The following is a 22,959-nucleotide window of genomic DNA, read 5'->3' as shown; positions in this document are numbered from 1 at the left end:
CCTTTCACATGCGATCCCTTGCACGTGAAAGGATGCAGAGCGCCGTCGCGCTTGCGAAAGGATGAACGGTCGGACGGGCCGCACCAACTTTGCGACCAGCCGGACAATCAGGGGACCTGGACGTCCTTGATCCGCGGATCGGCTACCTTGCCGTGGGTCAGGTCGCGTACCTTGTCACGCAGGCGCTGGACCGGCTGTTCGACGAAACGGACCACCAGCATGGCGAGGATATAGACCAGCGGGATGGCGACGAGCGAATGCCACAGCACGCGCTCCGGCCCCTGCCCGCCTGTTCCGCCAAGGAGGCCGGTGACCATGATCAGCATGGCGAAATGGAGCAGGAAGACGGGATAGGACAATTCGCCGAGATAATCCGAAACCCTGGCGAGCTTCGATCCTGTCAGCACGGAGCTATCGTCGACCCGCACCGCGAGCGTCGCCCACATGGCGAAGGCGGCAAAGGGCAGAGTGCCGTAGAAAATCCAGATGGAATCGAGCGGCAACACGCGCGCGATTTCGTCCATCGAACGCGTCTCGAGATAGATGTATATCCCGATCGGCTCCTGCCAGAAGACATAGGCCAGCAGCAGGGCAATCGCTGCGATCGCCGTCTTGGGCGAGCCCTTGGTGGCGATGAGCGAGAACACCTTGTCGAACCATTCGCCGAAGTGGTGGAGCGCTGCGCCAATGGCGAAAACCAGCGTGATGTAGAGATAGGAGAAATAGGCTTCGTCGAGGCCGAGATTCCCGATCGCGTAGGTCATCGTACCGATACCGAAGACGAGCCAGAGCGCGGTCGCGATTTTGGAGCGGCCAAGGACGGTGGCGATCAGCAGATAATAGACGAGCTCGACCGACAAGCTCCAGCCGACCGAGATCCAGCCGACCGGTGCCCGCCCTTCGGGGCCCAGCTGGCCGAAGATCAGGATCTGCTTGGCGATCTCGCCGATGTCCGATGTCAGCACCATGCGCGGGTTGGTATTGGCCGCAACGGTGGGGAAAAGGGCAATCGCTGCGAAAGCGAAGGCGAGGCAGACCCAGAAGGTCGGATAGATTCTCAGCGCACGGTTGAGCACGAAGATACCGAAACCGCGCAACCCGTCGGAATAGCGCCCGTTCACGATCCGGGTAACGAGGAAGCCGGACAACATGAAGAAACCGGCCACCGCCGCCTTCCCCACGTCCGCGACGTTGGGAAGCAGGTGCGCATAGACGACCATCGATGCGAGGATGAAACGGTACAGGCCCTGATACATTCGTTCGCCCTAGTGGCTTCGTCCCTGGTAAGGAACCCTAACCCACCACGCCAGCACTGGCGAGCACCGCCAGCGTCAGCACGTCTGGCGCAATCGCGGTCATCGGAGCGATCTGGACCGGCTTTTCCATGCCGACCATCATCGGGCCGATCGTGGTCTCGCCGCCCAGCTCGCGAAGCAGCTTGGCCGACAGGTTTGCCGATTGCAGGCCTGGCATGATCAGCACATTCGCCGGTCCCGACAGGCGGCTGAACGGATAAAGTTCCATCACCTTGGAATTCAGCGCAGCGTCGGGCGCCATTTCGCCTTCATATTCGAAGTTCACGCCCTCGTCGGCGTCGAGCAGCGCCACGGCATCGCGGATATTGCCGAGCCACTGGCCCGATGGATTGCCGAAGGTTGAATAGGAGAGGAAGGCAACCCGCGGCTCGTGACCCATGCGCCGTGCAACGGCGGCGGTTTCCTTGGCGATATGCGCCAGTTCGGCCGCACTCGGACGCTCGTTGATCGTCGTGTCGGCAAGGAAGGTGGTGTGGTTCTTGCCGACCATCATGTGAATGCCGAACGGGGTCGCACCGGGCTTCGGGTCGAGCACCCGTGCCACTTCGCGCGCCGTCTGGCTGAAGGTGCGGGTAAGGCCGGAAATCATCGCCTCGCCGTGGCCGAGGGCGACCAGCAAGGCGGCAAAGACGTTACGCTCCTGGTTCACCATGCGAGCAACGTCGCGCTCGGTGTAACCGCGGCGCTGCAGCCGCTTGTAGAGGTAATCGACCATCGCCGGCACCTTGTCCGACAGGTTCGAGTTCTCGATGATCCAGTCGTCCGGATCATCGACACCCAGTTCCTCCAACTTGGCGAGAACCTTGTCGGTTCGCCCGACGAGGATCGGCTCGCCGTAACCGTAATCGCGGAACTGGATGGCAGCGCGCAGCGCCACGTCTTCTTCCGCCTCGGCGAATACGACCCGCTTGGGGTTGGCCTTGGCCTGCTCGTAGATATTCGTCAGCGCGCCTGTGGTCGGGTTGAGGCGGACCTTGAGCGCGTGGCGATAGGCTTCGAAATCCTCGATCGGAGCCTTGGCGACACCGCTGTCCATCGCAGCCTTGGCGACTGCCGAGGAAACGACCTCCATGAGGCGCGGATCGAACGGTGCAGGAATGATGTATTCCTCGCCGAACTGGTGGCTCACGCCGTAGGCTGCGGCAACTTCCTCGGGCACGCGCTCGCGGGCGAGTTCGGCAATTGCCTGTGCCGCGGCGATCTTCATCTCTTCATTGATCGAAGTCGCCTGCACGTCCAGCGCGCCGCGGAAGATGAAGGGGAAGCCGAGGACGTTGTTCACCTGGTTCGGATAATCCGAGCGGCCGGTGGCGATAATTGCATCGGGGCGCACCGCCTTCGCCTCTTCGGGCATGATTTCAGGCGTCGGATTGGCCATCGCGAAGATGATCGGCTTGTCGGCCATCTTCTCGACCCATTCGGGCTTCAGCGCGCCGGCTGCCGAAAGGCCGAGGAAAACGTCTGCCCCTTCGAGCGCTTCTTCCAGGCTGCGCGCTTCGGTCTCGACCGCATGCGCGCTCTTCCACTGGTCGACATTCTCGCGGCCCGGGTAGATCGGGCCGGTGCGATCGCACACGATCACGTTTTCGTGCCGGACGCCCATCGCCTTGATCAGCGCGGTACAAGCGAGCGCCGAGGCGCCTGCGCCATTGACCACCATCTTGACCTTGTCGAGATCGCGGCCGGTCAGGTGGCAGGCATTGATCAGGCCGGCAGCAGAGATGATGGCAGTGCCATGCTGGTCATCATGCATCACCGGGATGTTCATCTTCTCGCGCAGGGCCTGCTCGATGATGAAGCATTCGGGTGCGGCGATGTCTTCGAGGTTGATGCCGCCGAAGCTCGGCTCCATCAGCGCGACGGCGTTGATGAACGCTTCGGGGTCTTCGGTGTCGAGTTCGAGGTCGATCGAATCCACGTCGGCGAAGCGCTTGAACAGCACCGCCTTGCCTTCCATCACAGGCTTCGATGCCAAAGCGCCGAGATTGCCGAGGCCGAGGATCGCGGTGCCGTTCGAAATCACCGCGACGAGGTTAGAGCGCGCGGTGTAACGCGCGGCATTCTGCGGGTCTTCGGCAATCGCTTCGACCGGCGCCGCGACACCGGGCGAATAGGCAAGCGCGAGGTCGCGCTGGGTCGCCATGGGCTTGGAGGCAATGATCTCGATCTTACCGGGGCGAATGGTCTCGTGGTAAAAGAGCGCCTCGCGAGTGGTGAAACCGGTCTGCTTTTCTTCAGCCATCTGTGTCCTCTGATATCTTGCGCACAGCCCCTAAGAGGATTTTGCGCGAAGTCATAGGGGAAAGGGCGTTTGGCCGACTCCCGAATCGCCTTCTCCCTCGCTAGGCCGGGGGCATGGCCGACAAACCCACACCGATGATGCAGCAGTATCTCGCGCTCAAGCGCGAGGCGGGCGATGCCTTGCTGTTTTATCGCATGGGCGACTTCTTCGAGCTGTTCTTCGAAGACGCGAAGGTAGCGTCTCAGGTCCTCGACATCGCACTCACCACGCGCGGCGAACATGGCGGGGAGCCGGTGCCGATGTGCGGAGTGCCGGTCCATTCTGCCGAAGGCTATCTTGCGCGGCTGATCAAGGGCGGGTGCCGGGTCGCGATTGCCGAACAGACCGAGACACCCGACGAAGCCAAGGAGCGCGCCAAGCGCGAGGGCAAACCCGTGTCGAAGGCACTGGTCGCCCGCGATATCGTGCGGCTTGTTACTGCCGGGACGCTGACGGAAGAGGCACTCCTCGAACCGCGCCGCGCGAACTTGCTTGTCGCCGTCGCGCCCGTTCGCGACGGGATCGGAATTGCTGCGTGCGACATTTCTACCGGCCGGATGGAGCTGGAAGACTGCGCGCCCGACCGGATCGATGCCGCGCTTGCCCGCCTCGGGGCGAGCGAAATCGTGGCTCCTGACGACTGGGACGAGGTTGCAGAGGGCATCATTACCCGTCCGCGCCACGATTTCCGCAGTGAAGACGGCGAAGCCCGGCTCAAGGACATCCACGGGCTGGCAACCCTTGACGGCCTTGGCGATTTTTCGCGCCCGATGCTGGCTGCTGCCGCCGGGCTGATCGCCTATCTCGATCATGCAGGCCGCGGCAAACTGCCCTTCCTCCTGCCTCCTGTCGCGCGCGGCAGCAAAGCGCATCTGGCGATGGACGCAGCGACCCGTTCGAGCCTCGAAATCCTCGCAGCGCAAAACGGCGGGCGCGAAGGGAGCCTGATCGCCTGTCTCGATCGCTGCGCGACCGGCGCGGGTGCGCGCCAGCTGGCCGAAGACCTTTCGGCCCCGCTCGCCGATCTGTCCGCAGTAGAAGCGCGTCTCGCGAGTGTGCAGCATTTCCACGCGGACCCGCTGCTCCGGGCAGACCTGCGCGCGGTCCTGCGGCAGGCGCCCGATATCGGCCGCGCGCTCGGCAGGCTGGTCGCCGGTCGCGGGAGCCCACGCGATCTCGGCCAGATCCGCGATGGCCTCGCCGAGGCACGGCGAGTCCGCGACATGCTCGGCGCGAGCGCCGACCTGCCGCCACTGCTGTCGGGAATGATCTCTGCGCTTGGCGGCCATGCGGCACTGGTGGACCATCTTGCCCGGGCGCTGGTCCCCTCACCGCCGACGGAGCGCAGCCAGGGCGGCTTCATTGCCAGCGGTTACGATCATGCGCTCGATGCGCTGCGCGAAACTTCCGGAAATGCCCGCAAGGCGATTGCCGCGCTGGAGGCAAAGTACCGCTCGGAAACCGACACAGCCTCGCTCAAGATCAAGCACAACAAGGTGCTCGGCTATTTCATCGAAGTGCCCGCCAGGCACGGCGACAAGCTGATGGCGCAGGACAGCGGTTTCACCCATCGCCAGACGATGGCAGGCGCGGTCCGGTTCAATTCGGTCGGCCTGCACGAGGAAGCCAGCCGGATTGCCGAGGCAGGCGCGCATGCCCTCGCCGCCGAAGAGGCCCATTTCGAAGAACTGGTCGGCGAAGTCTTTGCCGCCCGTGAAGCCATCGCTGCAACCGCTGCCGCCCTGGCGCGGATCGACGTCTGCGCTGCGCTTGCCGAACGGGCCGTGGAAGGCGACTGGTCGCGCCCCGAAATGCTGGACGAGTCCTGCCTCGAAATCATCGGGGGGCGTCACCCGGTCGTGGAGCAGGCGCTCGCCAAGACCGGCGAACGTTTCGTGGCGAACGACTGCACGCTTGGCCCCGACGACCGGCTGTGGCTCATCGGCGGCCCGAACATGGGCGGTAAATCGACTTTCCTGCGTCAGAATGCGCTGATCATCCTGCTCGCGCAGGCCGGAAGCTTCGTGCCCGCAACATCCGCGCGCATCGGCCTTGCAGACAGGCTGTTCAGCCGTGTCGGCGCGTCGGACAATCTCGCCCGGGGGCGCTCGACCTTCATGGTCGAAATGGTCGAGACAGCGGCGATCCTGAGCCAGGCGACCGACCGCAGCTTCGTCATCCTCGACGAGGTCGGGCGCGGCACCTCGACCTATGACGGCATGGCGCTTGCTTGGGCGGTGGTAGAGGCGGTGCACGAGCAACTGGCATGCCGCTGCCTGTTCGCAACGCATTATCACGAGCTCTCCCGCCTCGCGGAGACCTGCGACGCCCTGAGCCTCCACCATGTCCGCGCGCGCGAATGGAAGGGCGACCTCGTCCTCCTGCACGAACTTGCAAAAGGCGCCGCCGACCGCAGCTATGGCCTGTCGGTCGCCAAGCTGGCCGGCCTTCCCAGGCCGGTGATCAAGCGGGCCAAGGCCGTGCTCGACAAGCTGGAAAAGGGTCGCGAGCAGACCGGCGGGCTTGCCGCAGGGCTCGGCGATTTGCCGCTTTTCGCAGTCACCGCGCAGGCCGAAGAAGAGCAGTGCGATGCGCTTCGCGACGCGATCGAGGCACTCGACGTCGATGCCTTGTCCCCGCGCGAAGCGCTCGAGGAATTGTACCGGCTCAAGGCGGAAGCGGCGAAAAGCGCAAATTAACCAATCGGCGCTAATTACGCGGGCATGTCCTTACGCACGACATTCATCGGACTCGGGGTCATTGTCGGCCTGTGCGCCGCGATGCTCTACGGCATTTCGAGCTATTTCAGTCGGGAAGCCGGCATGCGCGATGCCGAAATGGCGTTCCAGGACAAGCACGGGACCAAGACTCTGGCCCCCTCGCGGCAGATGCAATCCGGCACCGGCTCTTCGTCCAGAAGCACGAGACCGGAAGGCCAGCCGCCCGCAGAAGAAGAGCTCGATCTCGAAAGCTGGTATGCGGAAAGCGGCACCGAGGGCGAAGCGCCGAGCCTCGACAGCTGGTACGCTGCGGCAGGATCCAATGACGGCCCGGCGGACACGACGCCGCCCGACAATAGCTACCTCATCAACGATACCGAGCCTTTCTCCACGACCGACCCGCTGTAAACGGTCAGGAACCCATCAAGGCCTTATCCGCTTGAAAGGGCATGGCCCAGGACGATCCGCCGGAAGGTAAAGACAAAAGCACCGAGTGGGCGGAGTTCCGCACCGATCTCGCCGAGGACCGCAACATCATGGCGATGGAGCGGACCTTTGCAGGCTGGATGCGTACCGCCTTTGCGGCAATCGGCATCGGATTGGGCTTTCGGGCCGTATTCGGTGAATTCGAGCCACCCTGGCTCGCAAAAGCCATCGCGACGATGTTCATCGTCGGCGGTGCCTGGTTGGCGGTAACCGCAGAACGGCGAGCCTGCAGGACGCTGCAAAGGCTCAATCCGCACGAGTTCGAGGCCATCCCGACCCCCAATTTCAAGATCATGGCCTACGCCGTGGCCACAGGCGCCGCGATCCTTACCGCGGGCCTGTGGCTCCTCAACGATGGCGATATCGCCGGCTGATCAGTCGTTCTCGTTCGGAAGGTCCGGATCGACTTCGTTGCTCTTGCCGTATTTGCCTTCGTTATCGTCGTGGTTGGGCTCGCCGCGATAGGCGTCCATGTCGATCCGGCCCGAGCTTTCCATGTCGCGCATGTGATCGATCGTGTCCTGCGTGGAATCGCCCATCAGGCCGGACTTGTTGTCGCCCTTGATGCTTTCGGTCGGCGATCCGGTTTCGCTGGTCAGCTGCTGCGCCTGTTCGGCGACTTCCTGTGCCTGCGACCTGTGATCGTCCTGCTCGTCATTATGCGTCTCGGGCGCGAGGCCCGACTGACGCATTTCCTGGCTTTCTACCTTGCGGTCGGTCATGCAAATTCTCCTTTGCACAACCAACGGGCGGCAACCCGTCCCAGTTCCTCGCGAGTGGGCCAGTTCCTACCGGGTGGGTTTCGGTTCTTCGCCCGAGTAATCGTAGAAGCCGCGACCGGTCTTGCGGCCAAGCCACCCGGCCTCGACATATTTCACCAGCAGCGGCGCCGGCCGGTACTTGGTGTCGCGTGTGGTCTTGTAGAGCACCATCAGGATATCGAGGCAGGTATCGAGCCCGACGAAGTCCGCCAGCTGGAGCGGCCCCATCGGGTGGTTGAGGCCAAGACGGCAGCCCTTGTCGATATCCTCGATCCCGGCCGTCGACTGGCCGAGCACGAAGACGGACTCGTTGATCATCGGCAACAGGATACGATTGACCACGAAACCGGGTTCATCCTGGCTTAGCACCACTTCCTTGCCCAGTGCCTCGGCGAAAGCCTTGGTGCGGTCGGTGGTCGTGGCCGAAGTCGCAAGGCCCGGGATGACCTCGATCAGGCCCATCACCGGTACGGGGTTGAAGAAATGCAGGCCGATGAAGCGCGCCGGATCGGGCGAATAGTTCGCCATGCGCGTGATCGGGATGGAGCTGGTGTTCGAAGCCATGATCGCATCGGGGGCGAGCATTTCGCCAGCCTTCTGGAAAATGACTTTCTTGATCTCTTCCTTCTCGGTGGCGGCCTCGATGATCAGTTCGGCCTCGCCCATGCGGCTGTAGTCGCCGACCGGCGTGATGCGCTTCATGGCGGCTTCCGCCTCGGCGATCTCGATCTTGCCGCGGCCGACCAGCTTGCCGAACGCCTTGTCGATGCCCGCCACGGATTTCTCGGCGACGTCGAGGCTGACGTCTGCCAGCAACACGTCCATTCCGTGCTGGGCAATAGTCTGGGCGATACCCGAACCCATCTGTCCGGCGCCGATGATGGCGATCGTCTTGCTCATCGAAAAATCCCTTCGCATGTGCAGCAAAGCGCGCGGCTTAGCGAAGGCTGGGGAGGCTGGCTAGCGATTAGCGCCCGGAATCCACTTCACGTCGCCCTTGCCGCCGTCATTGGCCACACGGGCGAGGACGAAGAGGTAATCGGACAGGCGATTGATATAGGCCAGCGCTTGCGGATTGGTCGGCTCGGCGTCCGCCATGGCGGTCATCGCGCGTTCGGCACGGCGAGCACTCGCCCTTGCCACATGGAGCCGCGCGGCCTGCTCGCTTCCGCCCGGCAGCACGAAGCTGGTGAGCGGCTCGAGATTATCGTTGAGCGCATCGATGGCCTTTTCCAGCAATTCGACCTGCGCAGGCACGATCCGCAAGACCATCTCCGAAGGGGCGAAGTCGCCATCTTCTGCGGGCGTCGCAAGGTCGGCACCGAGATCGAACAGGTCGTTCTGGATGCGGTAGATTGCGTCCGCATGGTCGCCCTCGCCCAGCGCTACGGCAGCAAGGCCGAGCGCACTGTTGGCTTCGTCCACCGCGCCGATGGCTTCCATCCGGGCGGCATGCTTGGGCAGGCGCGAGCCATCGACCAGCCCGGTCGTGCCGTCATCGCCCGTGCGGGTATAAATTTTGTTGAGCTTTACCACCTGCGGCGGGTCGTCAGTTTGCGACGGCCATCATGATGGCCAGCACGACGATCGCCACCGCCTGCCATTTCACGCGCGCCATCATCGCCTTGTTCTGCTTCAGCTGCATCTCGGTCGCATCGACTTGCTGGCCGCTTTCGAGGTCGACCTTCGTGCTTTTCAGGAATGCGACCACTCCCCGGACGAGCGAGACAACGACCATGACCATGGCCGCGAGCAGGACGATGACGAATACAGTGTTCATGCCGCCTACTTAGGCACTCGCCAGCGTAATTCCAGTGGGCAATTCCCCTGCCCTGAGGCGGGCCGCAAGCTCCTTGCCATCCTCGCCTTGCTTGCGGCGATCGGCGAGACTGGGCGAATTGCGGCGCTTGGCGAGTTTCTCTCCGGTGTCATCGAGCAGGATCGGATGGTGGTGCCACGTCGGCACGGGCAGGTGCAGCAGTTCCTGCAGGACCCGGTGGATATGCGTCACGGCGAACAGGTCCTGCCCCCGCGTGACCAGCGTGACGCCATCGGCTGCATCGTCGAGCGTCGCAGCGAGGTGATAGCTGGCGGGCGCATCCTTGCGCACCAGGACGACATCCCCGAACACCCGCGGATCAGCGATCTGCGTCCCGCCGACCTCGTCCTCCCAGAACGGTTCGCCGACCTCCGCCATGGCACGATCCGCATCGAGGCGCAGGGCAGCGGGCTTGTCCGGATCGAGCAGGCGGCCCTTGCAGGTCCCGGGATAGATCGCCCCTTCCGGTCCCATGCGTGGCTTGAGCGCCATGATCTGCTTGCGGGTGCAGCTGCACGGATAGAGCAATCCGCGGCCCAAGAGGTCGCGGGCGACCTGCTCATAGCTTTCGAGCCGGGTCGATTGCGCCGGCACCTCTTCCCAGTCCAGCCCGAGCCAGGCGAGGTCTTCGCGAAATTCCTCTGCCTTCTCGGGAAGCGATCGCTCGCCATCGATATCCTCGACGCGGAGCAGGAAACGACCACCCCGTTCCCTGGCCAGATCGTGGGCGACAATGGCCGAATAGGCATGGCCGAGATGCAGCGAGCCATTCGGGCTTGGGGCGAAGCGGGTAACGGTCATTGGCCCCTTTCTAGCGGCCCGCCGGTGCATCGGCACGGGATAAGCCTGTGGATAGCTGGTGTGTAACAGTCTTGACGCTTGAATCTGCGCATGGATGTATCGGCGCAGTCAGGGAGGGACGCAAGAAGTGTTCAAAGCCGAACTGATCGAGAGAGCCGCAAGGTTCCGCTCCGCAGCGGAGGATCCGACCCGCAACCTCCAGTCCTGCCCGTCGCTGGTACTGAACGCGGACTATACGCCGCTGTCCTATTACCCGCTCAGCCTGTGGCCCTGGCAGACTGCGATCAAGGCGATCTTCCTCGATCGGGTGGACGTCATCGCGACCTACGACCGCGAGGTGCATTCGCCCAATCTCGACATGAAGATTCCCAGCGTGATCGCGCTGAAGCAATATGTGAAACCGAGCGAATTTCCCGCCTTCACGCGCTTCAACCTGTTCCTGCGCGACCGGTTTTCCTGCCAGTTCTGCGGCGACCAGAGCAATCTGACCTTCGACCACGTCGTCCCGCGCCGGCTGGGCGGCAAGACCACGTGGGAAAACATCGCCACCGCCTGCGCACCCTGCAACATGAAAAAGGGCGGCCGCACGCCGAAACAGGCGGGCATGCAACTCTACGCCGAGCCTATCCGTCCGACCCACTGGCAATTGCAACAGCACGGCAAGATGTTCCCGCCGAACTACCTCCACGAGACATGGCGCGACTGGCTCTATTGGGACATCGAGCTGGAGGAGTGAGGCTCAGTCCAGCTCTAGCGAATAGGCGTAATCAAAGATCAAACGACCTTTGAAGACTGGGTAAATTATCTCGATGCCGGACGCGAAGTTAAGTTCGTCACGCTCGTCAAGAAACTTGGCGCGAGCTTTCTGCCAAGCCATGAGTTTCTCGCGCACTATCAACCGACTTTGCGCCGTCAAATCTGTCTTGCGCTTCTGGACGAAGGATTTGCCGAAGGTTCGACCCGGGACCCCGGTCTCGCTGACGTAGGTCAAGTTTCCCTTATTCCACTTGTCGATTAGCACCGCGACAAGGGTGGGAGACAGCGCGTCTCTAAAGCGCTTTTCTTCGGATCGAGCATCCAACGTGATTAGCGCTTCATCATTGCGGGCCAGATCTTCCGGAACCGCTCGTTCGAGTTGACTGAGAATCTCTTTCTCGAATTCCGGCATGAGATAGCTGGCGGTCGTCACGTAACCGCTGCCCTCTGACGGAACTCTTCGCGTTGCCACTCGCCATTCTCCAAGACTTCAACCAGATGCCGCGCAGCTTCCGCCATGTCTTCGAAGCGCAGGTAGGCTGGCGCGAAGCCGAAGCGGAGGATGTCGGGGTCGCGGAAGTCGCCGATGACGCCGCGGGCGATGAGGGCTTGGCAGATGGCGTAGGCCTCTGCGTGGCGGAAGGAGAGCTGGCTGCCGCGGCTTGCCGGGTCGGTGGGGCTGACGAGTTCGAGCTCCACACCGCTCTCGCTAAGGCACTGGCGGAAAAATTCCGACAGTTTCTGCGACTTGGCGTAGAGCCGCTCGACCCCGATTTCGGCGATGATGTCCACGCCCACTTCCAGCGCGGATAGACCGAGGATGCCGGGCGTGCCGCACAGCAGGCGTTCGATCCCCGGCGCGGGTGTGTAGTCGTCGCTGAAGGCGAAGGGTTTGGCGTGGCCCATCCAGCCGGACAGCGGCTGCTGCGTGTCCGCAAGATGCCGCTCGGCCACGAAGGCGTAGGCCGGGGCGCCGGGGCCGCCGTTCAGATACTTATAGCCGCAGCCAACCGCGAAATCGGCCTCGCAGGCGTTCAGATCGACCGGCAGCGCGCCGCCCGAATGCGAGAGGTCCCACAGCACCAGCGCGCCTGCCTCATGCGCGGCGCGGGTCAGCGCCCCCATGTCGAACAGCTCACCGGTCTTGTAATGCGCATGAGTGAGGAGGAGCAGCGCCACGTCCTCGTCCAGCGCCTCGAGCAGCTTGCCGCGCTCGGAGAGCCGGCGCTCGGCAAGGCCCTGCTTTTCCAGCCCTTCGATCATGTAGATGTCGGTCGGGAAATTGCCCGGCTCGCTGAGCACCACCTTGCGTCCGGGACGCATGGCGAGCGCGGCGGAAATCAGCTTGAACAGGTTCACCGATACGCTGTCAGCGACGATGACCTCATGGGGCTTTGCCCCGATAAGCGGCGCAATCTTGCCGCCGACCTTTGCGGGCAGGTCGATCCAGCCCGCCGTGTTCCAGCTGCGGATGAGGTCACGGCCCCATTCCTCGCGCACGACCTCTTCCAGCCGCGCAGGGGTCGCCCTGGGCAGGCAGCCGAGGGAATTGCCGTCGAGATAGATGACGCCCTCAGGCACGTCGAACCGCTCGCGATATTCGGCCAGCGGGTCGCCCGCGTCGAGTTGCCTTGCGCGCTCAATCATCGCCCAGCTCCCGCAGGATCGCGCGGCACAGGCCTGCATCGCCTCCGCCCACCTTCAGCGGGAGGGCGATCAATTCGTAGCGCCCTTCTTCGACATCATCGAGCACCAGCCCTTCCACGATGCGCATGTCATGTTTCAGCACTGCCTTGTGCGCGTCCATGGTCTTGCTGTCCTGTGGATCGACGCTCGGCGCGTCGGTGCCGATCAGCTTCACCCCCTGCAACGCAAGCCATTCGATGGTTTCATCGGCGATGGGCAGCCAGTCGCTGCGCCATTCGTCATGCGGAAATTCGTCCCAGGTGCGGAAGAGGACGCGGTCGACGCTGTCGATCTGGGGAAGGTCGGCGACATCGATCCGCCTCGTCACTTTTCGCGCATCCACCACCAGGCACGTTCCGATGTAGGGGTCGAGCTCCATGCTGGCGGCATCGAGCCCGTCCTCCGCATAATGCAGCGGCGCATCGGCGTGGGTGCCCGAATGCGTGCTCATTGTCATCCGGCCGACGTTTACCGGCGAGCCTTCGTCCATCCGCCATGTCCGCTCGAACGAGAATTCGGTATCGCCCGGCCAGACCGGCAGGCCCGGACGCAGGACCTGGCTGATGTCCCAGATGCGGCGCGTGCTCTTGTACGAGCTCACAGTGCAGTCCTGACGCTGAGCAGTTCGGGGAAGAATGCTGCCTTCAGCACTCCAGCGAGGTAGGGCACACCGGGCGTGCCGCCGGTCCCCTTCTTAAAGCCGATGATGCGTTCGACCGTCTTGAGATGGCCGAAACGCCAGCGCTGGAAATGGTATTCGAGATCGACCAGCTTTTCTGCCAGCTCGTAAAGGTCCCAATATTCCTTGGGGTCGCGGTAGACTTCCGCCCATGCCGCCTCGACCGCGGGCGAGTGCTCCCACGTGGCTGCGTGATCGCGTTCGAGAACTTCTTCCGGAATATCGAAACCGCGCCGCGCCAGGAGGGCGATGGCCTCGGCATAAATGCTCTTGCGGGTGAGTTCTTCGCGCAGGGCTTGGGCCACCTCGGGCGTTGCCTCGTGCATGGTGATCATGTCCGGATTGCGCCCGCCGAGGAGGAATTCCATCATCCGGTACTGCGCGCTCTGGAAGCCGCTCGACCCGCCCAGATGCGGGCGGATGGTCGAATAGTCATGCGGGGTCATCGTGCTGAGCACGTCCCAGCTCTGGATCAGCTGGCCCTGCGCACGCGCGACACGCGCAAGCATCTTAAAGGAAGGCCTCAGCCGGTCCTCGCGGATACACTCGCGCGCCTCGAGCAGTTCGTGGAGGCAGAGCTTGAGCCAGAGTTCGCTGGCCTGGTGGACGATGATGAACAGCATCTCGTCATGCGCATCGCTCGACGGGTGCTGCGCAGACAGGATACGGTCGAGGTCGAGATAGCTCGAATAGGTGACGTCTGAACTCATGCCCGCTGCCCTAGCGCGCATTCGTCACCGATGAAACTACTGGTCGATGACGCGGGTGTGCGGATGGTGCTTGTCGAGGTGCTTCTTGACCGTCTTCAGGTTCTTGGAATTCGACCGGTATACAAGATCGAAGGCATCGCCCACGATCGGAACCGCACCGAGAGTCGTGTCGAAACCAATGCGCCCCATCATATGCCACAGCTTCCATTTCGGCAGGCCGAGATTGCGCGCCTCCCACACCAGGTAGGTGCCCATGGCGGCAGTGATGAGATCGCCGATCACAGGCACCAGCCCGACGACGGTGTCGAGGCCGATGCGGTAGTTCGTGCCCGGCAGGACCATGCTGCGCTCGAGGATCATTTCCATCGCCTCGATCCTGCGACGGATCGAGTGCGGATCATTTCCCATGGGAAAATCGAAACGTAGCGGCCCGGCACCGGCCTGCGATCCGAAACCGTCCTGCCTGTTGGCATCGGGTTCTATCGGCGTAAGGCGATTGTCATCCATGCGCCCTAGATGGGGGCGCGCGAGAGCGGGAACAAGGGATGGAACGCCCAGGCGTTTTCCGAGAAGCCTTCCACACCTGCACGGACCTGTGACCAGCGGATGGGTGCGCCCAGCGGGATATAGAGGTTCGTGGACAGCAGCGTCGATTCCGCTTCGGCGAGGTAGGACGCCTCCTCGGCGGGATTCAGCGCATCGAGCGCCAGCTGCATGAGATAATCGGCATCGGGCGAGCACACGCGCGGCGATACGCTGCAGTGAAACTGGTTGAGGAACCAGCGCGCCCCCGCGTAGCGCGCCGTCTCGTCGCGCAAGGCAAGGTCTGCATCTTGACCCGGACGGGCCCGCTTCGCGTCGATCCCGACGGCCGCGAAATCGCGCTGCAATGCCGCAAACAGGATGTCGGACCCCGGTCCTGTGGGAAGGTCGATCATCACTTCGACTGAATTCGACGTTGCGCTTTCCCATGCCCTAACGAGAGAGGAGGCACGTGCCCTGCGCTGTTCAAGGGAAACGCCGGGCCATCTTTCGCCCTGTTCGGCGGTATAGGCCGGCAGGCCAGCCGGCACGATCCGGGTGGTGTCCGCCCAGCCCCCGAGATTGAATTGCTGGACGAGGCCGGTTCGGTCAATGGCCAGTGCCAGGGCCTCGCGATTGGCAGCGCTGGCCAGGAAATCGTCCGTACGGATCACATCGAGGCCGAACAGCCCCAGGGTGGAATCCAGCCGCACCGTTCCGCGAGAAAGTGCGTCGGTGACCGCCAGCGGCAGCGAAGCCATGCGCCCGCCGAAGATTGCGTCGACCTGGCCGCGGGAGAAGGCCCGCGCCGCGGCCGGGGCCTTCGTCGGGATGACCTCGACGGCACGCGTGATTCCGTCCCAGTTCGACTGCTCGGCCATACCGCGCTGTTCGGGAGGGATTGCCAGCAATATCGCCACATTCCCTTCGCGCGTTACGCTCATCGGTCCGGCCTCGCCGCGCTCCAGATCGATGCCTAGCTCTGGCTGGGCGAGCAATTGGAGCAATGCAGGCATCGGGCTGCTCAGCCGGATTTCGATGACCCTTCCGGTCATCGCCCGCACTTCGGTGACCTTGGCAAGGTCGAGTCCCAGGCTGTCGCCCTCGTGCTGGCGGATCTTCCGGCGAAAGGATTCGGCAACCGCCTGAGCTGTCAGGCGGGATCCGTCGGGCAGGTCGAATTCGGTGATACGGAAGATATAGCTGCGACCATCGTCGGTGACGATCCACCGCTCTGCCAGCGCCGGAACGACCTCGCCCACCTGGTTGAAGCGCACCAGGCCCTGACGAGTGGCAGCCCGTATGGCTCGCTGCGATTGTGGTGCTGCCTCGGGACCAGGCGAGGCATAGGGTTCCGGATCGATGAAAGCGATATCGACAACGCCATCGTCCTGCGATGCAGTGCACGATGCCAGTGCTGCAAGGGCGAGGAGCGATGTGCCGATACGATGCATCGCAGCGGCCTAGCAGGCAGTCCGTGCGGCGCAAACGTCCAATCTAGACGCGGCGGATGTTCCAGTCGGGATTTCGCGGCGCAACTGCAGGGCGGGCATAGCGCGGCGCCTCGCTCTGTTCGCCAACCAGCTGGGTTCGGGCAAGGGATGCATTGATGGGTTCTTCGAAAGCCACACCCACACGCGAACCTTGCGTCCAGGCAACTTTCCCCATCACCGAACCGATGTTGCGCAACTCGACCATGACCCGTTCGCCGCTGCGCAGCATGGCGGTGCTTTCGACCATCATGCCGCCGTCGGACAAGTTGCGGATTTTGACGCGTTCGGCCTCGGCCGAACCTTCACGGCGCAGGCCGGCCATAAAAAACAGGCTGTCCCGCTTGAGGTTGCGGGTATCGATAGCAGTCATCCCAAGCGTCTCCAACTGGATGCTCACCCGTCAATACGATCCACGCACGGGTGTAGGCGCCGCTCTCATAAGCATTGGTTTCGACCAATGGTTAATTTGGAAACTTCCCGGAAAGGGACAGCCGCTCAGTTGTCGCGCGAAATCTTTTCGCGGCGTTCGTGCGCTTCCTGTGCCTCGACGGTCATGGTCGCGACAGGGCGTGCAATCAGGCGGCGCAAGCCGATCGGATCGCCGGTGACTTCGCACCAGCCGTATTCACCTGCATCGATACGACGCAGGGCGGAATCGATTTTGGAGATCAGCTTGCGCTGGCGGTCGCGGGTGCGCAGTTCGATGCCCCAATCGGTTTCCGAAGAAGCGCGGTCGTTGAGGTCAGGCTCGCGGATTGGGCCGTCCTGCAGCGACTGGAGCGTCTGGCCGGCAGCATCATGGATCGATTTCTTCCAATCCAGCAACAGCATGCGGAAATAGTCGAGCTGCCGCTCGCCCATATACTCTTCATCGTCCGACGGGACGTAGTCCTTGTCGACGGCAGCCTTGGCCTGCTTGAGTTTTTCGGAAACATTCGACGCCGAGGTGGCCATTGAGCCTTTCACCCTTCTTCCAAAATCGTATCCGAAGAGCCGCTTGACCCGCCGGTCCGGATTTTTCCGGTACCCGCAGCGCTCCGATGGCGCGGCCTATAGGAGGCGTGCCTTGGAGGCACAAGCGGCTTTCCGAATTCATCCTATAGCCTGTGACACATTAAGCGCAGCCTACCGGCAAGGACCCCAGCAAATGGTGAAGATCGGCGTTAACCATTTATTGACTATAAAGGCCGACACCTGAGCTTGTCCGGCAGGGGAGCCGGGTTGAATTGGGGGAGTTTGTAAGATGCAACTCAAGTCCATCGAAGGCGGTGCAGGCCGGATCGAACAGAGCGACGAGGCACTCGTCACCATCGCCGAACACCTGGCCGATTACGAGCAAGGCAGCATCGACGCGCTCTACGCGCTCGGCGTCGCATTCTCGACCGGAAGCCATGGCTGCACCACCGACATGATCGAAGCACACAAATGGTTCAACATCGCGGCCTCCAAGGGCCACGAGGAAGCCGCATGGTGCCGCGCCGATGTTTCGGACGAAATGACCGCTCGCGAAATCGCCGAGGCCCAGCGCCGTGCACGCGAATGGCTCATTGCCGGATCGCGCAAGGTTGCCTGACCTAGACCGATTTCCTGAAAGGCGTTCTTCGCTCGAGATAATTGCGGTCGGCGGCCACGCCTTCGCGCTCTCGCTCGAGGAACTCCGCCACCGCCGCGCGGAATCCGCTATCGGCGAACCAGTGTGCAGACACCGTTTCGACGGGCTCATAACCGCGGGCCAGCTTGTGCCCGCCCTGGGCGCCCGCCTCCACCCGTGAGAGACCCAGTTCGATCGCCACGTCGATCGCCTGGTAATAGCAAAGTTCGAAATGCAGGAAGCGGACCTGCTTCGAACAGCCCCAATAGCGACCGTACAGCGCGTCGCCGCCGATGAAATTGAGCGCACCAGCAATCGGTTCGCCATCTTCGAGCGCCAGCACCAGTACGATCTTCTCGCCCATCCGCTCGCCGAACAGGTCGAACGCCTCGCGGGTCAGGTAAGGCTGGCCCCATTTGCGCGCCCCTGTATCCTGGTAGAAATGCCAGAAGGCATCCCAGTGGTCGGGGCGTATCGCGTCTCCGCTCAGCCGGACGATTTCCAGACCTTCCTGCGCGGCGGCGCGCTCCTTACGCAGGTCCTTGCGCTTGCGTGAGGTCAATGTGGCGAGGAAATCCTCGAAGCTGCCAAAATCCTGATTGACCCAGTGGAACTGGATGTCGCTGCGCAGGAGCCAGCCGGCCTCCTCGAACAGGCTGAGCTGGTCGGGCTCGATGAAAGTCGCATGTGCCGACGAGAAGTCATTTTGCAGGCAGAGTTGCTCGGCTGCAGACAACAGCGGCGCTGCAAGCGAGCTGTCGGACAACAACAGGCGCGGCCCGGTGGCGGGCGTGAATGGCGCTGCAATCTGGAGCTTGGGGTAATATCGCCCCCCTGCCCGCTCCCACGCATCGGCAAAGGCATGGTCGAAGACATATTCGCCCTGGCTGTGCCCCTTCGCATAGGACGGCATGGCGGCAAGCGGCGGACCGTCTTCGGACGAAATGACGAGCGGGACAGGCTGCCATCCGGTGCCCGGCCCCACGCTGCCCGAATCCTCCAGCGAGGTCAGGAATTCATGGCTCATGAAGGGATTGTCGCCGGCAAGCGCATTCCATGCCGCACGGTCGATCGCACCGACCGACCCGGCGACACGTGCAGCAAGCCCCTCGTCACTCACGCCAGCCCTTCTCCTTCGGCGATAAGCGCGTCGGCATGCAGCTGTGCGTGCGCGCGGGTCTCGGGCGAATTGACGGTCCAGGTGAGCACCGGCATCCCGCGCTCTTTCAGTCCTGCTACCATCGGATTCGGCAGCGCCGCGACGTGATAGGCGATGAATTCGGGTCGCGCCGCCCACAGGGCGACATGACGCTGCCACGCCTTCTGCGTCATGCCGTGTTCGTCTTCGCGCATGACGAGCCCGCGCACCGTTTGCGGCGAATGGTCTGCAAACCATGCACAAACACGCGGATCGAAGCTCATCACCGCATGCGGTCCGGCATAGCCTTCCAGCGCATGGGCCACCGCACGGCAGGATCGCTTTACGTCGTAGCCGCGCTTCGACTTGATCTCGATGAGGATCGGGACCTTGCCGGCCAGGATGGGCAGCAGATCATCGAGGCGGGCAATCTTGTGCTCGCTGTCGAGGAAGGCAATCTGCGAGAGCTCCTCGGCGGAATGGCCGGCGGTCGGGCCGCTGACGGCGGTGAGGCGGTCGAGCTCCCAGTCATGCAGTAGCATCGCACAGCCGTCGCGGCTGCGCTGGATATCGCATTCTATTCCAAGACCGCGCTCGGCTGCGAGCGCGAAGGCGGCCAGCGAGTTTTCCGGAACGCCGTCCGAATGCAGGCCGCGATGGGCATAGGTCCAGTCGCGCAGCCAGCCGACCCGCGCCGGGTCGTGCTGGCCGACAATCAGCGCATCAAGCCTTGAGAGCAACGATCGCATCGACTTCGACAGCAGCGTCGAGCGGCAGGACCGGAACGCCGACGGCGCTGCGGGCGTGCTTTCCGACATCGCCGAAGACCTCGTACATCAGGTCCGACGCACCGTTGATGACCTTGGGCTGGTCGGTGAACTCGGGAACCGAGGCAACGAAACCACCCAGCTTCACGAATTGCGCAACCCGTTCGAGCAGGCCGGCGGCTTCCAGCTGCGCGAGGATCATCAGGCCGCAGGCGCGAGCAGCTTCGTGACCGCGCTCGATCGACACGTCCTTGCCCAGCTTGCCGGTGACGAGATTGCCGTCGACGAACGGCAGCTGGCCCGAAACATAGGCGATATGACCATCGACGACGACCGGCTGGTAGCTGGCAACGGGAGCTGCTGCTTTCGGGAGCTTCACTCCCAATTCCTCAAGTCGTTCGTGAACTCTCATGCTTCTTCCTTTTCCAGTTGCCTGCGCAGCCACGGCAGCGCTTCGGCCCAAGTGTCGATCCGGGCATCGGCATGGCCCGAAGTATGCGCGCAATCGATGTGCGGGGCGAGCATCGGTTCGCCGCACAGGTGGAGCGTCGTGATTTCGGAGATCGTCTCGCGGGCCGAACGGTGATGCTGTGCGAGATCATCGATGAAGATGGCCTTCGAGGGCGCATATTCCTGGAGGATGTTCTGCAGCGCCGGACCCTTGGGGCCCTGGTTTGTGAATACCCGCGCGTTCAGGCCATGACCCGCCAGCTGTTCGGTACGCATCTGCTGCCGTTTGTCGACGAGGTTGGTGAGGATGACGACATCGGCCTCCTCGGCCAGCGTGTTGATGCCCTCGATCGCGCCGGGGATGGGATCCTGCCGGTGCATTTCCGTATCGAAGAATCGGCCGAGCATTTTCCAGATATCGTCGGGCGCGAGCACCTCGCCGCTATCCTGCCAGCGCAGCGCCTGGCTGAAATCATTTCCGGTCATGCGGAATTCCACGCCCTGCGTTTCGGCCAGCCAGTACTTGAACGGCGAGACCATGTAGAGGAGCACCTCGTCACAGTCCGAGATGATGAGCGGGCGTGTCATGAATTCAGCTCCCTGGCGGCGGCGACCAGCGTTTCCGGTTTGGTGTTCAGTGCATCAGCGGCGGCGATGAGGTCGGGTTCGTGAGCCGCCAGAAATTCCAGAACGGCGGCCTGCACGGCCCGTTCCATTATCCCGTGCCTCAGGCGCTCTGGCGTGAGGCCGGTCAGCGACAGCAGGCGATCCGCGCGGCGTTCGTCGGTCAGCGCCCAGCCGAGCGCCTCCAGCGCGAGGACTTCGGGCGCGCGAGCGTCTCCATCCGCCGATTTGTCGCCTCTCGGAATTGTCACTGGTCCTGCTAACTCCTAAGCCCTGCCAGCAAGTGACAGGAGTGACCCGCCCCGTGGCAAAGAGAATCCTCGTTGTCGAGGACAACGACCTCAACCGTAAGCTGTTTTGCGACGTGCTCAAAGCGAGCGGATACGAGGTGGTGCCGGTTTCCGATGGCAGCAATGTGGTGGCGACCGCGAAGAAGTTCCACCCCGAGCTGGTCATCATGGATATCCAGCTGCCCAATGTCAGCGGGGTCGACCTGATCACCCAATTGAAGGCGGATGCCGATTTCGACGAGGTTCCCGTGCTTGCGGTCACCGCCTATGCCGGCAAGGGCGACGAGGAACGCATTCGCGAAGCAGGCGCGCAGGATTATCTCGCCAAACCGGTATCGATCGGGCCGTTCATGGCTGCCGTGCGCAAGCTGCTCGACGGATAATCGGGCGCGCGGCATGCAATCGAATGGATTAGGCCGCGCTTGACAAAACGCGGCGGAAACCGCTTTGCCGCCTCATTCGTTACGATCCGCGAATGCGGGTCGCACTGCACAACTTAGAATTGGACCTTTTCATGGACCGTGCCCAGGTAGACGCGAAGATCCGCGAACTCGCTGAACCCTTCAACAAGAAGGGCGTTACCATCACCGAAGAGACGACCTTCCAAAACGACCTGGAATTCGACAGCCTAACGGTCATGGATTTCGTCGCCGAGATCGAAGACGAGTTCGACATCATCATCTCGATGAACCAGCAGGCCGAGATCGAGAATTACGGCCAGCTGGTCGACGCGGTGACCAAGCTGCAGGCCGACGCATGAGCGAAGGTATCAGCCAGCCGGACCAGCCGGAACCGATCGAGGGCCACGCAAGCGACAAGGACCTCTTCTCCAAGTTCGACGATATCATTGCGCTGCGCGAAGGGCTGCTGGCGACCGGCCAGACCGACCCCTTCAACCTGGTGATGGAAAAGGTCCTCTCGCCGACCCGTGCGATCTGCAACGGACGCGAGACGATCCTGCTCGGCACCTATAATTACATGGGCATGACCTTCGACCCCGACGTGGTCGAGGCGGGCAAGCAGGCGCTGGCCGATTTCGGATCGGGCACCACCGGCAGCCGCGTTCTCAACGGCACCTACCAGGGCCACAAGGAATGCGAAGAAGCCCTGCGCGAATTCTACGACATGGACCACGCGATGGTCTTCTCGACCGGCTATCAGGCCAATCTCGGGATCATCAGCACGATCGCGGGCAAGGGCGATTACATCGTCCTCGACATCGACAGCCACGCCAGCATCTGGGACGGCTGCGCCATGGGCAATGCCGAAGTCGTGCCCTTCAAGCACAACGACATCGAAGCGATGGAAAAGCGCCTCAAGCGCATTCCCGAAGATGCCGGCAAGCTCGTCATCCTCGAAGGCGTCTACTCGATGCTGGGCGACGTTGCCCCGCTGAAGGAAATGGTCGCTGTCGCGAAGAAATACGGCGCCATGGTGCTGGTCGACGAAGCGCATTCGATGGGCTTCATCGGTGAACACGGCCGCGGCGTGGTGGAAGATGCCGGCGTGATCGACGATGTCGATTTCATCATCGGTACCTTCTCCAAGAGCGTCGGTACGGTCGGCGGTTTCTGCGTCTCGAACCATCCCAAGTTCGAGATCATGCGCCTCGTTTGCCGCCCCTATGTCTTCACCGCATCGCTCCCGCCGAGCGTTGTCGCGACTGCGGCGACCAGCATCCGCAAGCTGATGCACGGTTCGAACAAGCGCGCGCACCTGTGGGAGAATTCGAAGAACCTCCACAAGGGCCTGCGCGATCTCGGCTTCAAGCTCGGCACCGAAGAGCCGCAGAGCGCGATCATCGCGGTGATCATGCCCGATCTCCAGCAGGGCGCGGCAATGTGGGAAGCGCTGATCAAGAACGGCCTTTATGTGAACCTCGCCCGCCCGCCGGCGACGCCTGCAAACATGACGCTGCTGCGCTGCTCGCTGTGCGCCGAACATTCCGAAGAGGAAGTCGGCCAGATCCTCGATATCTTCGAGAAATCGGGCAAGGAAATCGGCATTATCTAGGCCGTCAGGGAACGCGCCCGCCCGCTCGTCCGTCTCCTCGGGGAAAGGAGATTTCT

Annotated in this window: 28 protein-coding genes; 8 read left to right on the top strand and 20 right to left on the bottom strand. The window is 62.9% G+C overall.

The genetic code is table 11. The annotated features are described in order from the left end of the window. Window positions 1-107: 107 nt before the first annotated feature. Window positions 108-1,256 (bottom strand): acyltransferase family protein, encoded by a 1,149-nt coding sequence (locus K3136_RS09680; protein WP_221430110.1) that lies wholly within the window; start codon window positions 1,254-1,256, stop codon window positions 108-110. A 37-nt stretch (window positions 1,257-1,293) separates the two neighbouring features. Further along, window positions 1,294-3,558, bottom strand: coding sequence for an NADP-dependent malic enzyme (locus K3136_RS09675; protein ID WP_221430109.1), 2,265 nt, complete (start codon window positions 3,556-3,558; stop codon window positions 1,294-1,296). A 113-nt stretch (window positions 3,559-3,671) separates the two neighbouring features. Between K3136_RS09675 and mutS the strand changes: the two genes are divergently transcribed. From mutS to K3136_RS09660, 3 genes are read left to right on the top strand one after another with little or no spacing between them, the layout of a single operon-like run. Continuing rightward, a complete protein-coding gene (mutS, locus tag K3136_RS09670; protein WP_221430108.1) occupies window positions 3,672-6,296 on the top strand; it encodes a DNA mismatch repair protein MutS in 2,625 nt (874 codons plus the stop codon). Window positions 6,297-6,320: 24 nt separating this feature from the next. Next, entirely contained in the window at window positions 6,321-6,725 is a 405-nt protein-coding gene (locus K3136_RS09665) for a hypothetical protein (RefSeq protein WP_221430107.1), read from the top strand. Between the two features lie 41 nt (window positions 6,726-6,766). Next, window positions 6,767-7,177 (top strand): YidH family protein, encoded by a 411-nt coding sequence (locus K3136_RS09660; RefSeq protein WP_221430106.1) that lies wholly within the window; start codon window positions 6,767-6,769, stop codon window positions 7,175-7,177. Here the strand turns inward: K3136_RS09660 and K3136_RS09655 are convergent, their stop codons facing one another. The 5 genes from K3136_RS09655 to gluQRS form a co-directional block, all read right to left on the bottom strand. Further along, window positions 7,178-7,525, bottom strand: coding sequence for a hypothetical protein (locus tag K3136_RS09655; protein WP_221430105.1), 348 nt, complete (start codon window positions 7,523-7,525; stop codon window positions 7,178-7,180). A 66-nt stretch (window positions 7,526-7,591) separates the two neighbouring features. Continuing rightward, window positions 7,592-8,464, bottom strand: coding sequence for a 3-hydroxyacyl-CoA dehydrogenase NAD-binding domain-containing protein (locus K3136_RS09650; RefSeq protein ID WP_221430104.1), 873 nt, complete (start codon window positions 8,462-8,464; stop codon window positions 7,592-7,594). Between the two features lie 60 nt (window positions 8,465-8,524). Further along, complete coding sequence (locus K3136_RS09645; protein WP_221430103.1) at window positions 8,525-9,100, bottom strand: cob(I)yrinic acid a,c-diamide adenosyltransferase; 576 nt, start codon at window positions 9,098-9,100, stop codon at window positions 8,525-8,527. 13 nt (window positions 9,101-9,113) lie between these two features. Then, complete coding sequence (locus tag K3136_RS09640; RefSeq protein ID WP_221430102.1) at window positions 9,114-9,344, bottom strand: HIG1 domain-containing protein; 231 nt, start codon at window positions 9,342-9,344, stop codon at window positions 9,114-9,116. 9 nt (window positions 9,345-9,353) lie between these two features. Then, window positions 9,354-10,184, bottom strand: coding sequence for a tRNA glutamyl-Q(34) synthetase GluQRS (gene gluQRS, locus K3136_RS09635; protein ID WP_221430101.1), 831 nt, complete (start codon window positions 10,182-10,184; stop codon window positions 9,354-9,356). 127 nt (window positions 10,185-10,311) lie between these two features. On the opposite strand from gluQRS, the gene K3136_RS09630 reads away from it, so the two are divergent. Then, window positions 10,312-10,920, top strand: coding sequence for an HNH endonuclease (locus K3136_RS09630; protein ID WP_221430100.1), 609 nt, complete (start codon window positions 10,312-10,314; stop codon window positions 10,918-10,920). A 3-nt stretch (window positions 10,921-10,923) separates the two neighbouring features. On the opposite strand, the gene K3136_RS09625 is transcribed toward K3136_RS09630, so the two are convergent. The 8 genes from K3136_RS09625 to dksA form a co-directional block, all read right to left on the bottom strand. Beyond that, window positions 10,924-11,373, bottom strand: a complete 450-nt coding sequence (locus K3136_RS09625; protein WP_221430099.1) for a hypothetical protein — start codon at window positions 11,371-11,373, stop codon at window positions 10,924-10,926. Continuing rightward, window positions 11,370-12,587 (bottom strand): kynureninase, encoded by a 1,218-nt coding sequence (gene kynU / locus K3136_RS09620; RefSeq protein WP_221430098.1) that lies wholly within the window; start codon window positions 12,585-12,587, stop codon window positions 11,370-11,372. The genes K3136_RS09625 and kynU overlap by 4 nt, the downstream gene beginning before the upstream one ends. After that, on the bottom strand, window positions 12,580-13,227 hold the full coding sequence (kynB, locus tag K3136_RS09615) for an arylformamidase (RefSeq protein ID WP_221430097.1): 648 nt from the start codon (window positions 13,225-13,227) through the stop codon (window positions 12,580-12,582). Before kynB ends, kynU begins: the two co-directional genes overlap by 8 nt. Beyond that, window positions 13,224-14,015 (bottom strand): tryptophan 2,3-dioxygenase, encoded by a 792-nt coding sequence (locus K3136_RS09610; protein WP_221430096.1) that lies wholly within the window; start codon window positions 14,013-14,015, stop codon window positions 13,224-13,226. The genes kynB and K3136_RS09610 overlap by 4 nt, the downstream gene beginning before the upstream one ends. 36 nt (window positions 14,016-14,051) lie before the next feature. Continuing rightward, a complete protein-coding gene (locus K3136_RS09605; RefSeq protein WP_221430095.1) occupies window positions 14,052-14,522 on the bottom strand; it encodes a DUF4112 domain-containing protein in 471 nt (156 codons plus the stop codon). Window positions 14,523-14,527: 5 nt separating this feature from the next. Continuing rightward, window positions 14,528-15,991: an ABC transporter substrate-binding protein gene (locus K3136_RS09600; protein ID WP_221430094.1), complete on the bottom strand. Its 1,464-nt coding sequence runs from the start codon at window positions 15,989-15,991 to the stop codon at window positions 14,528-14,530. A 43-nt stretch (window positions 15,992-16,034) separates the two neighbouring features. After that, window positions 16,035-16,400 carry a PilZ domain-containing protein gene (locus K3136_RS09595; protein ID WP_221430093.1) on the bottom strand — a complete coding sequence of 122 codons (366 nt, stop codon included), beginning with the start codon at window positions 16,398-16,400 and terminating at the stop codon, window positions 16,035-16,037. Between the two features lie 125 nt (window positions 16,401-16,525). Further along, on the bottom strand, window positions 16,526-16,984 hold the full coding sequence (gene dksA / locus K3136_RS09590; protein WP_221430092.1) for an RNA polymerase-binding protein DksA: 459 nt from the start codon (window positions 16,982-16,984) through the stop codon (window positions 16,526-16,528). Between the two features lie 289 nt (window positions 16,985-17,273). On the opposite strand from dksA, the gene K3136_RS09585 reads away from it, so the two are divergent. Beyond that, the gene (locus K3136_RS09585; RefSeq protein WP_221430091.1) at window positions 17,274-17,603 is read left to right on the top strand and encodes an SEL1-like repeat protein; all 330 of its coding nucleotides are present in this window, start codon (window positions 17,274-17,276) and stop codon (window positions 17,601-17,603) included. Between the two features lies 1 nt (window position 17,604). On the opposite strand, the gene K3136_RS09580 is transcribed toward K3136_RS09585, so the two are convergent. The 5 genes from K3136_RS09580 to K3136_RS09560 are packed head-to-tail and all read right to left on the bottom strand — an operon-like array spanning window position 17,605 to window position 20,851. After that, window positions 17,605-18,741, bottom strand: a complete 1,137-nt coding sequence (locus K3136_RS09580; protein WP_221430090.1) for a GNAT family N-acetyltransferase — start codon at window positions 18,739-18,741, stop codon at window positions 17,605-17,607. Beyond that, on the bottom strand, window positions 18,738-19,508 hold the full coding sequence (locus tag K3136_RS09575) for a glycerophosphodiester phosphodiesterase family protein (RefSeq protein ID WP_221430089.1): 771 nt from the start codon (window positions 19,506-19,508) through the stop codon (window positions 18,738-18,740). The genes K3136_RS09580 and K3136_RS09575 overlap by 4 nt, the downstream gene beginning before the upstream one ends. After that, a complete protein-coding gene (locus K3136_RS09570; protein ID WP_221430088.1) occupies window positions 19,483-19,938 on the bottom strand; it encodes a RidA family protein in 456 nt (151 codons plus the stop codon). The genes K3136_RS09575 and K3136_RS09570 overlap by 26 nt, the downstream gene beginning before the upstream one ends. Then, complete coding sequence (locus K3136_RS09565) at window positions 19,935-20,564, bottom strand: HAD family hydrolase (RefSeq protein ID WP_221430087.1); 630 nt, start codon at window positions 20,562-20,564, stop codon at window positions 19,935-19,937. The genes K3136_RS09570 and K3136_RS09565 overlap by 4 nt, the downstream gene beginning before the upstream one ends. Beyond that, on the bottom strand, window positions 20,561-20,851 hold the full coding sequence (locus K3136_RS09560) for a DUF3572 family protein (protein WP_425594347.1): 291 nt from the start codon (window positions 20,849-20,851) through the stop codon (window positions 20,561-20,563). The genes K3136_RS09565 and K3136_RS09560 overlap by 4 nt, the downstream gene beginning before the upstream one ends. 53 nt (window positions 20,852-20,904) lie before the next feature. Here K3136_RS09560 and K3136_RS09555 point away from each other — a divergent pair, with 53 nt between their 5' ends. The 3 genes from K3136_RS09555 to spt all read left to right on the top strand — a co-directional run bounded on the left by K3136_RS09555 (window position 20,905) and on the right by spt (window position 22,903). Next, complete coding sequence (locus K3136_RS09555; protein WP_221430086.1) at window positions 20,905-21,273, top strand: response regulator; 369 nt, start codon at window positions 20,905-20,907, stop codon at window positions 21,271-21,273. A gap of 131 nt (window positions 21,274-21,404) precedes the next feature. After that, on the top strand, window positions 21,405-21,650 hold the full coding sequence (locus tag K3136_RS09550; protein WP_221430085.1) for an acyl carrier protein: 246 nt from the start codon (window positions 21,405-21,407) through the stop codon (window positions 21,648-21,650). Continuing rightward, window positions 21,647-22,903 (top strand): serine palmitoyltransferase, encoded by a 1,257-nt coding sequence (spt, locus tag K3136_RS09545; protein ID WP_221430084.1) that lies wholly within the window; start codon window positions 21,647-21,649, stop codon window positions 22,901-22,903. Before K3136_RS09550 ends, spt begins: the two co-directional genes overlap by 4 nt. The last annotated feature ends 56 nt before the right edge of the window (window positions 22,904-22,959 follow it).

Origin of the sequence: Qipengyuania gelatinilytica, from assembly GCF_019711315.1 — a bacterium.
GTDB classification, from domain to species: Bacteria; Pseudomonadota; Alphaproteobacteria; order Sphingomonadales; family Sphingomonadaceae; genus Qipengyuania; species Qipengyuania gelatinilytica.
This window is presented reverse-complemented; position numbering and strand designations above follow the sequence as displayed.